This window comes from Bifidobacterium sp. M3-N-101 (genome assembly GCF_023656805.1).
GTDB lineage: Bacteria > Actinomycetota > Actinomycetes > Actinomycetales > Bifidobacteriaceae > Bifidobacterium > Bifidobacterium breve.
In genome coordinates this window covers 33,386-43,287 of sequence record NZ_JAMOKQ010000014.1, presented here as the reverse complement: position 1 = coordinate 43,287, position 9,902 = coordinate 33,386, and the positions used below count along the sequence as shown (strand labels likewise).

Genomic DNA, 9,902 nt, shown 5'->3' with positions numbered 1-9,902 from the left:
CCGCCAGCGTTCATCCTGAGCCAGAATCGAACCCTCCACAAAAAAACTTCATGAAAAGCATCCGAACAGATGACTCACAAAACAAAAATCGACGAGCACGTCCTTAAGGAAGGACGCCCTCAATCACCCCTCATCAAACCCTCCCGGGTACCCAGCCACCACACAAGCGGCCAGGCGAGGAATGAACTGGCAATCATTGACTATAAAGAAGTAGTACAAACACGCTCTTGAGTTCTCAAACCACCACCACACCAGCCCGAAGGCCATTCTCAGGAGGAGAACCTCCGTGCTGAGCAGCAAGAGATAAACTTACACGTAGATGCGAATCCGCGCAAATCAGAGCGCACAAAAGACCTAGGAATCGGCGTAATTACGCTGTTCCTTCGGCGTGTCGCGCAGAGCCTATTTTGCTCTGTTGAGGCCAGAATAACCCCTCAAATGTTTCTAAAAAAAAACATCGAATCCATTATGTGACTGGCGTGTCGCGACTGTTTTCGGCCCGTTGGCACATGTTCATCTTCCGGCAACCATCGCAGGGTCACATCCTGCGATGCATCCACACTGGCCTTATCTTCAACTGTCATTCATGAACCGCGGGTATACCTATGAGCATGACTAAAAAGATTGCTGTATTAACCGGTGCCGGCATTTCGACCTCAGCTGGCATTCCTGATTTCCGCGGCCCTGATGGCGTATGGACCAAGCACCCCGATCAAATGAGCGTATATGACATTGACCTGTTCTTGCGCAATAAGGAAGATCGCGAGTACTCCTGGCGATGGCAAAAAGAGTCACCGGTATGGAACGCCCAGTCCGGCGCCGCGCATAAAGCGCTGGTCAAACTGGAAAAGGCAGGCATGCTGACTCTGCTGGCCACGCAGAACTTCGACGCATTGCACGAAAAGGCCGGAAACAGCTCAGACGTCATTGTGAATCTACATGGCACTATCGGCACTTCGCATTGTATGAAATGCCATCAAGAATACAGCACCGCAGATATCATGGCTCGCTTGGATGAGGAACCAGATCCGCATTGTCATCGCAGATTGAAGTATCGCAGTGATATGCCCTGCAATGGCATTATCAAAACCGACGTGGTGTATTTTGGCGAAGCCCTGCCTGAGGGCGCTATGGAGAAGTCCTACAGTTTGGCGACCAAAGCCGATGAACTGTGGGTAATCGGATCGACCCTCGAGGTGTACCCGGCAGCAAGCATCGTGCCGGTGGCTGCGCAGGCGGGCGTGCCTATCACCATTATGAATATGGGGCACACACAGTATGACCATCTTGCAAGCCGATTGATTCATGAGGATATCGCCGTCGCGCTGCCGAAGCTGGTAAACGAAACGATTGCGGAGAACAAGTAGCTACTGTCGGCGAAGCCGACTGAGGGGAGCTTCAGTCCGAAGTTCCCCTCAAAGAGGGGAACCAGATTATCCCACCTTGTCTCAGTCGGCTCCGCCGGCAGTGACGAACAATTCATGATTATTGTTCAGCCACCCACCTGCGTTCCGCGCTATCTCCCGCCAGCGGGAGATATTGGACATCAGTAGATGCGCTTAGGGCTAAAGCCAGCTTCGCGCAGAGCCGCAAGGATGCGGTCAATATGGTCAGGGCCGTTGGTTTCGACCGTGACACCAAGAGATACCGCGTTGGTGTAATGGCCGGAGGCCTTGAACTGATCGTGATCCAGTTGGATGACGTTGGCGCGCTGCTCAGCAAGCAACGTGGCCACCTTGACCAACTGGCCCGGGGTATCCGGCAGCTCGACCTCAAAGTTCATGATGCGGCCGCGGGCAATCATACCCTTTTGAATCACGGCGCCGATGGTCACGGTATCGATGTTGCCGCCTGACATAATCGGCACTACCACATGCGGACCAGTGGCCGCAGCGAACTTGCGGGAACGCAAATTCAGATGCTCGAGCGCTGCCAGCGAGACGGCACCAGCGGCCTCGACCACCAACTTGTGTTTCTCCAGCATGAGCAGAATCATCTCGTTGATGTCTCGTTCGGAGACAGTGACCAAATCATCCAGGAACTCGTTGAGCAATGCAAACGGCAAATCACCCGGATGCTTGACCGCAACGCCCTCGGCGGAAGTCACCACACGATCGGCGGGGGATACATGGCCAGATGCCAACGAATCCTTCCAGGCCGGAGAACCTTCCGGAATTGCGCCAATCACACGAACATCAGGTTTGAAGGTCTTGATGGCGAGCGCCACACCGGCGCCAAGACCGCCACCACCGAGCGGCACCACAACATCGGTGACATTCGGCACATCTTCGAGAATCTCCAACCCAATGGTGCCTTGACCGCAAATGACCTCGTAGTCATCAAACGGCGGCACGTAGATCATGCCCTTCGTCTCGGCGAGTTCGGCGGCATGCGCTGCGGATTCATCGAACACATCACCGTAGAGCACCACATCGGCACCATAGGCCTTGGTGGCATCCACTTTCAGCGGCGGAGTAATCTGCGGCATGCAGATAGTGGCCTTGGCGCCACGTTCCCGGGCTGCATAGGCCACGCCTTGCGCATGGTTGCCAGCGGATGCGGTGACGATACCATGAGAAAGCTGCTCTTCGGCGAGCGAAGCAATCTTGTTATATGCACCACGAATCTTGAATGACCCAGTGACCTGCAGATTCTCAGGCTTCAGGAGAATCTCGTGGCCAGTCATCTCGCTCAACACCGGGGAAGGAATAATCTCCGTGTGACGGGCAGTGCCTTTGAGTCGTTCGGAGGCCAGCTTCAGTTCGGCTGCATGATCACGCTGCAGCGCCTTCAAAACATCCTTTTGTTCCATAGCTGCTCATTGTATGGCGCGGGGACGCCGAAAATGACTATTCATCTCGTTGACAAGATACTTCAGAGCAATCATTGGCGCAGTCCTACCGTATTTTCCGCTTTCGAGGGGCGGATTTGACCGTTTCCGGACGTCTATCTCCGTTTCGAGGGGCTGCTTAATTCGGTATACCCCAAGTATCTCGCATTATTTACGACGGTATTATGCGGTTTCAGACCCTGAACTATTTGAGCACCAGCCCCTTGAAACGGAGATAGACGTCCGGAAACGGTCAAATCCGCCCCTCGAAACAAAAATACCTACCTACAGCTGGACGGCAGCAGCCTCCCACGGGTCAAGCTCACGGTTGGCGAGGGAAACCACAGTGTGAGGGGCGTCGTACGTGGAGAGAATGATATCTGGCTCAGTGACGCCGCCGGCAATCAGCTCGGTGGATTCACGCGGCAAGTCGACGGTTCGGCCGGACAGGTTAACCACAACCAGCAATCGCTCGTTGCCAAGCGTGCGGGTGAACGCATATACATGCGCGTCATCCGCATCAATCAGCCGCCACTCGCCAGCCGCCACAATCGAACTGTTGTGGCGCAAGGCGATGAGCTTCTTGTAGAAGGCATACACCGAGTCAGGATCGTCGAATTCGCCGGCCGCATTGATTTCAGCATGATTCGGGTTGACGGAAATCCACGGCTCCGTCGCTGCATCCGGTGCGGTGAAACCGGCATAGGCAGAACCATCCCATTGCATTGGGGTACGCGAATTGTCGCGACCGCGCGCGGCGATACCCGCCATCATCGATTCCGGCGATTGTACCTTGGCTTCCTCGACCCTCTGACGATAGGCATTGAGAGATTCAAGGTCGCGGTACTGATCGAGGCTGGTGAAGTGAGCATTGGTCATGCCCAGCTCCTCACCCTGATATACGTACGGAGTGCCGCGATGCATGTGCAACATCAGGCCAAGCGCTTTGGCCGAGCGCACGCGGGATTCCTCCGAGGAGTCATCGCCCCAACGAGAGACCACACGTGGCTGATCGTGGTTGCCAGTGAACAAGCTTGCCCAGCCCACGTTCTCCACAGCAGTCTGATATCCGGCCATGATCCGCTTGAATCCCGGCAAATCGAGCGGCAGAGGCTTCCACTTGACGCCATCACAATCAAAATCGACATGATCGAACAGGAACAGCATATCCAGCTCCCCATTGGCCGGATTGGTGATGTGTTCATTGCGTTCGGCGGTGATGCCGGGGGCCTCGCCGACGGTGAGGAAGCCGTCACGCCCGTCGAACACCTCGCGGCGCATCTCGGCGAGGAACTCGTCCTGACGCGGACCGTCGGCGCAGAACGGGTTCGGGCTGGAGTAGCCCTCCTCCCCCACCGGCAGATCCTGGAGCTCGGAACCGGCCTCGCCGGGCAGCCTGCCGTTTGCATCCGTACGCTTGGAGATCAGGGTGATGACATCCATACGGAAGCCGTCGATGCCGCGATCGAGCCACCAGTTCATCATGTCGTACACTGCACGGCGCACGGCCGGGTTCTCCCAGTTGAGATCAGGCTGCTTCTTCGAGAACTGGTGCAGGTAGTACTCGCCGCGCTCCGGGCAATATTCCCATGCGGAACCGCCGAAGTAGGAGCCCCACTGGTTCGGCTCGGCGCCGGGCGTGCCCGGCTCGTGGCCGGGGCGGGCGGGACGCCACCAGTACCAGTCGGCGTGCGGGTCGTCCTTGTCCTTCGACGCCTCGAACCACGCATGCTCGTCGGAGGTGTGGTTGACCACCAGGTCCATCACGATCTTGAGTCCGCGCTTGTGCGCTTCGGCGAGCAGCTCGTCCATGTCGTCGAGCGTGCCGAACAGCGGGTCGATGTCCTGGTAGTCGGAGATGTCGTAGCCGTTGTCGTCTTGCGGGGACCTGTAGACCGGGGAGAGCCACAGCACATCCACGCCGAGATCGGCGAGATAGTCGAGGCGGGAGGTGATGCCCTTCAGGTCCCCGAAACCATCGCCGTTCGTGTCCTGGAACGACCGCGGGTAGATCTGGTACACCACCGCATTCGACCACCACGGGTTCGGGGAGGCTCCGTTGGTGCGAATGGCGTCAGGAATTATTGCGCGGTTGAAAGTAGTCATCGTTGGCTCCTTATTCATGTCTATATTGCCCGTTGCTCACAGTCTAAAAAAATGGTGAATTACATTCCCATTAGTGATCTGCATTGGTGTGCCGGAAAATAAATAGCGCCAGTTGGCAATGCACGGCCCGGTGCACGATTCGTGCGTTCCGGATTGCATAGCAGCGATTCGATAAACGGCCGATCCGGTTGATGTCCGGGCGAAAATAGCATGCCACACTGGGTCTCCGGTGACCGCTAGACGATTGCGCGTCATGCTTCCGTACCGTACAACGCAGAAACGGGCGATTCCACACCTATGCGCACAAACACGTGCCACACAGCATGAGAACAGGCGTTTCTGCGGCCAGACTCAATATTGCCTCGCGGGCTGCCGCCCGCTCGGAGCGGTCAACGGAAAGCCCACTGGGCTTTCCTTTACTTGACCGCTCCTCTCATCACTCCGCCCACGACCCACTTTTGGGCGAAGATGTAGACGATGAGGATCGGGGCCATGGCCATCAGATAGCTGGAGAATGCCATCGGGTAGTTGGTGGCGAACTGCGAGCTGAAGACGTACTGGGCGAGCGGGATGGTCTGGTTCGACTGGTCGGTCAGAATGATCAACGGCAGGAGGAAGTCGTTCCAGGCCCACAGCGCGGTCAGAATGGCGATGGTGGCGTTAATCGGGCTCATCAGCGGGAAGATGATGGTCCAGAAAATGCGCCACGTGGATGCGCCATCGATGCGGGCCGCCTCTTCCAGCGAGACCGGAATCGAACGGATGAAGCCCGTGGCGATGAACAGGTTCGTGCCCAAGCCGAGCACCGTGTACAGGATGATCAGGCCGACCTGGTTGTCCAGATGCAGGGAGCCCATCTGCTTCGCAATCGGCAGCATGACGACCGGGAACGGCACGAACATGGCGGCGATGAAGAAGTAGTACAGGAAGCGGAAGAAGCGCTTATCCATGTTGCGGGCCACGGCGTAGGCCACGAAGGTGTTGGTCAGCAGGGTGAGCACCACGGCGGCCACCGTGATAATCGCGGAGTTGAGCGCGGCCTTCGGGTAGTTGACCTTGGCGGAGGCGTCGGCGAAGTTATGCCACTGCCACGAGGTGGGCAGAGCGAAGGTGCCGGCTTCGGCCGGGGTCTTCAGCGCGGTGACGATGGTGAAGTAGAGCGGGATCAGAATGGTCAGGCTCAGCACTGCCACAGCGGCGGTCAGCCACCAGTTGATGCGGTGATCCCTGCGGAACTTGGCGGGCTTGCCGGCTTTGGACGGAGCGACTGTTGCAGTAGTCATTTCTTATCCTCCCCTAAATCAGATTTGTTCCTGGCTGCGGGAAATGCGCAGCTGCACGAAGGCGATAATCGCCAGCACGATGAAGAAGAGCACGGCGTTCGCGGTCTGGTAGGCGTACTCGCCACCGGTCAGGCCACCCTTCCAAATGAGGTAGGTGACGGTTTCGGTGGCGGAGTTCGGGCCGCCATCGGTCAAGGCGACGACCTGATCGAAGGTACCGAGCGCGTTCTTCATGGACAGCACGAGGTTGATGGTGAAGAACGGTCCGATCAGCGGGAAGGTGATCTTCCAGAACTTCTGCCAGGGATTGACGCCGTCGATGGCGGCGGCCTCGTAGATTTCGTCGTCGATGGTCTGCAGACCAGCGAGGTAGATGAGCACCGAGTAGGCGATGCCCTGCCAGACGGCGAGGAAAACGATCGGGATCCAGCTGAGCTGCTCATTGGTCAGCAGCGAGGTGGACAGCCACTTGATGCCGAGTGCCTTGCCAAGTTCGGGCAACGGGTTCATGAAGATGTACTTGAACACGTAGCCGATGACTAGCACGGAGAGGGTGTAGGGAATGAAGAAGATGGCACGGAAGCCGTTTTTGAAGGCGATCTTCGAGTTCAGCATCACCGATAGGAACAGGGCGATCACATTGATCAGCACTGTGATGAGAATGGCGATGAAGAATGTGAACAGGTAGGCGTGGCCCACACGGTTGTCTTGAAAGAGAGCGATGTAGTTCTTCAGGCCGATGAACTTGTAGTCGCCGTATCCCTGCGAATTGGTGAAGGAATACTTTACGCCGTCAAGAAATGGCAGGTAGAGGAAGAAGGCGAAAATGATAGCCGCCGGAACCGCCATCCAGTAGTAGGCGGGATCCACTTTGCGGGTAGAGAAGGCGGAAACCTTCTTCTTGGCGGGTTTCTTAGCAGCGGTCTTAGTTGCAGTTGCGTGTGACATGATGTTCTCCTCTCCTACCGATCACTCGAAGGTCCTGGCTTGGACCTTGTCCCATTCGGTCTGCATCTGGTTCAGGAAGCGGTCGGTGTTGCCGGAGGTCACCATGGTCTGCAGGTAGCCGCCGATGTTGATGGACGAAGGAATATAGTGGTCGCAGAAGTCGGCCAGTCGGTTTTCCTCGAAGAACGGGCGCACGGTTTCCAGCGCATCGTTGCCGAAGTAGGTGTCCTTCAGCGGCGTGATGGCGGACTGGGCGTCGGCGTAGGCGTCAAGCTGATCCTTCTGCATGAGGAATTCGACGAGCTTCATCGCTTCCTTGGGGTGCTTGGTGTTCGCACCGATGGTGAGCATCACGTCGTCGCCGGCGGTGAGGATCTGCTCGCTGGCGTCATCGGTGGCCGGCATCTGGGCGAAACCAAGTTCGATATCGGGGTTGATCAGCAGAATCTGCGGGATGGCGTAGGTGCCGAGCGGGATGATCGCGGCCTTGCCTTGGGCGAAGTTCTGCGTGCCCTGCTGGTAGGTGACGCCGGTGTCCGCAGTGGAGTAGGTGAAGAGCTCGGATTCCTTCTCGACTGCGGTCTTCCACAGTTCCTGGAACGTGGTCTTGCCTTGCTTGAGCTCGGTGTACTTCGATTCGGGAACCAGCGTGCCGGCCAGGGAGGCGAGCGGTGCCTGGGTGGTCCAGGCGTCAGCCACGGAACCCTGCAGCGGGTTGATGCCGGCGTCCTTGAAGGTGTTGAGCATATCGGTGAACTCGGTCCACGTGGTCGGCGGGTTCTCCGGGTCGAGACCTACCTTGCGAAACAGCGCCTTGTTGTAGATGTAACCGGAGGCGTTGCCGGCAAAGGGCAGACCATACAGGCGCTTCTTGGAGGAATCGGTGGTCTGCACCAGGTTCTTGGCGATCTGCACCATGCCGGGGTTGAGGGTGTCCACGATGGGCTCGTCGGTGAAGTCGTAGAAAACACCGGATGCGGCGAAGTTGCCGAAGCTGATGTCGCCGTTGAAGGTGATTACGTCCGGCACGCGGTTCTTGACGAAGCGGGTGCGTAGATCGGTCTGGGCGTTGGCGGAGTTGTTGATGTTGACCTTGATGGTCGGGTTCTGCTTTTCGAAGTCGGCGACCATGGATTTGAACTGGTCGGCGGCCTCGGACTTGAACTGGAAGAAATCCAGCGTAACGGTACCTGCGGTGCTCGATCCGCAGCCTGCCAGACCGAAGCCGATGGCGATAGCGCACGCCACAGCAGCAGTGCGCACGGCCAGACGCTTCAGTCTAGGCGTTGAATGTGGGGAATCGGACAGCATATTGTTGACTCCTTTATCTCTTTCCTTCCGGCTTCAGCGCCGGCGGATCTTCCACTTTCAAAAGTAACGATTGCGCCATTTCATTCCCAGCGCCAGCGAGCCCAATTGCGTAAGAAACAAAAAGCGCGGTATTTTGTGATTAACGCAATAAATAATGCAAAGGGGGCTTAAGCATGTCTGACGCCAATGCGATTCCGCAATGGTTTTCCGGATCCGAGCATACGCATCGCGTGGCGGCAGCCATCGCCCAATATGGGCCGATTGCGCGCACCACATTGGCACAGATGCTGGGATTGAGCCAGGGTGCGCTCTCCCGCATTACCAGCGATTTGATTTATGCCGGAGTCATCGAAGAACTGCCGGCTGTGGCCGGAACTACAGGTAAGCTGCCTGAACGGTTTACTCCCAAGGAGAGCTCGGATCGTCGCGGCCGACCGCAGACCGCATTGGTATTATGCTCGAACGCACGCACCTTCGTAGGCGTCAAAGTGCACGGCACATCCATTGTGTCGGCCGCCGTGAACGCGCATGGCGAGCTGGTTTCCGGCCGGCATGAGATACCAATTGGTGCTGATCAGTCGGCAGAATATGTGACATCGTCGATAGCCACGCTGGTTCGTGAATGCTCTGATGATGTCGCCGCCACCGACCTGCCCGCTCCCACTGCCGTGGGCGTAGCGGTCGGAGGTCACGTGATCGATGATTCCATCGTCACGTTCGCCCCATTCCTGCACTGGGAGGGCACCACAGATTTAGGCGCAATGGTGTACGAGGCCACCGGATTGCCATGCGGCGTATTCAACGATATCGATTCGCTGCTGGTGGATGCCTCCTGGTTCGGGCCGGGAGTGGGCGTGGATACGTTCGCCGTAGTGACCATCGGCGTGGGCGTGGGCTATTCGCTGGCTGTGCATGGTGAACCGGTCAGTTACCCGGACAAGAGTTTTGGCCTAGTGGGGCATGTGCTCATCGACCCGGAGGGCCCGCGCTGCACCAGTGGGCATATCGGGTGTTCGCAATGCCTGACTGACGATTCGATTGCGGAACAGTATTCGGCGATCATCGGCCGCGCAGCGACCTTCGATGATTTTGCGCACGATGCCAGAGCCCATGTGCCGCAAGCCTCCCAGCTAGTGCACCGCACTTGCTTCCGATTGGGATCGCTGGTGGCCACCGTGGCGAACATCGCTATGCCGGGGCATGTAATGATCGCCGGCGAATCGGCATTTTTGGCGAAGCTTGGTACCGATTCGCTGCGTGACGGCATCCGCTTCTATCGGCATAGCCAAACTCAACCGGTGAAGTTCACGATTATGGATCACGGCTGGCAGCTCTGGGCCAAAGCCGCTGCCAGCCGTGTAATCGTGAAGCATATTGGATAGGTCACTCCGCCACGACCAGCAATTACGGACTTGCCTATCGGC

At 57.5% G+C, this 9,902-nt stretch carries 7 protein-coding genes; 2 read left to right on the top strand and 5 right to left on the bottom strand.

Annotated features, from left to right (window positions below):
• The first annotated feature begins 611 nt into the window (after positions 1 to 611).
• Positions 612 to 1,367, top strand: coding sequence for a Sir2 family NAD-dependent protein deacetylase (locus NBH12_RS10610; RefSeq protein ID WP_052790319.1), 756 nt, complete (start codon positions 612 to 614; stop codon positions 1,365 to 1,367).
• A 179-nt stretch (positions 1,368 to 1,546) separates the two neighbouring features.
• Here NBH12_RS10610 and ilvA read toward each other — a convergent pair whose 3' ends face one another.
• The 5 genes from ilvA to NBH12_RS10585 all read right to left on the bottom strand — a co-directional run bounded on the left by ilvA (position 1,547) and on the right by NBH12_RS10585 (position 8,478).
• Complete coding sequence (gene ilvA, locus NBH12_RS10605) at positions 1,547 to 2,812, bottom strand: threonine ammonia-lyase (RefSeq protein WP_003832998.1); 1,266 nt, start codon at positions 2,810 to 2,812, stop codon at positions 1,547 to 1,549.
• 303 nt (positions 2,813 to 3,115) lie between these two features.
• On the bottom strand, positions 3,116 to 4,936 hold the full coding sequence (locus NBH12_RS10600; protein ID WP_250819474.1) for a glycoside hydrolase family 13 protein: 1,821 nt from the start codon (positions 4,934 to 4,936) through the stop codon (positions 3,116 to 3,118).
• Between the two features lie 416 nt (positions 4,937 to 5,352).
• Positions 5,353 to 6,219: a carbohydrate ABC transporter permease gene (locus tag NBH12_RS10595; protein WP_003827791.1), complete on the bottom strand. Its 867-nt coding sequence runs from the start codon at positions 6,217 to 6,219 to the stop codon at positions 5,353 to 5,355.
• An 18-nt stretch (positions 6,220 to 6,237) separates the two neighbouring features.
• Entirely contained in the window at positions 6,238 to 7,167 is a 930-nt protein-coding gene (locus tag NBH12_RS10590) for a carbohydrate ABC transporter permease (protein ID WP_054321889.1), read from the bottom strand.
• A 21-nt stretch (positions 7,168 to 7,188) separates the two neighbouring features.
• Entirely contained in the window at positions 7,189 to 8,478 is a 1,290-nt protein-coding gene (locus NBH12_RS10585; protein WP_250819473.1) for an ABC transporter substrate-binding protein, read from the bottom strand.
• Positions 8,479 to 8,651: 173 nt separating this feature from the next.
• Here NBH12_RS10585 and NBH12_RS10580 point away from each other — a divergent pair, with 173 nt between their 5' ends.
• On the top strand, positions 8,652 to 9,860 hold the full coding sequence (locus NBH12_RS10580) for an ROK family transcriptional regulator (protein ID WP_250819472.1): 1,209 nt from the start codon (positions 8,652 to 8,654) through the stop codon (positions 9,858 to 9,860).
• The last annotated feature ends 42 nt before the right edge of the window (positions 9,861 to 9,902 follow it).

Bases quoted from the DNA above. Each gene is read 5' to 3' on its own strand.
- NBH12_RS10585 (WP_250819473.1), bottom strand. From the start codon at position 8,478: ATGCTGTCCGATTCCCCACATTCAACGCCTAGACTGAAGCGTCTGGCC.
- ilvA (WP_003832998.1), bottom strand. From the start codon at position 2,812: ATGGAACAAAAGGATGTTTTGAAGGCGCTGCAGCGTGATCATGCAGCC.
- NBH12_RS10595 (WP_003827791.1), bottom strand. From the start codon at position 6,219: ATGACTACTGCAACAGTCGCTCCGTCCAAAGCCGGCAAGCCCGCCAAG.
- NBH12_RS10580 (WP_250819472.1), top strand. From the start codon at position 8,652: ATGTCTGACGCCAATGCGATTCCGCAATGGTTTTCCGGATCCGAGCAT.
- NBH12_RS10610 (WP_052790319.1), top strand. From the start codon at position 612: ATGACTAAAAAGATTGCTGTATTAACCGGTGCCGGCATTTCGACCTCA.
- NBH12_RS10600 (WP_250819474.1), bottom strand. From the start codon at position 4,936: ATGACTACTTTCAACCGCGCAATAATTCCTGACGCCATTCGCACCAAC.
- NBH12_RS10590 (WP_054321889.1), bottom strand. From the start codon at position 7,167: ATGTCACACGCAACTGCAACTAAGACCGCTGCTAAGAAACCCGCCAAG.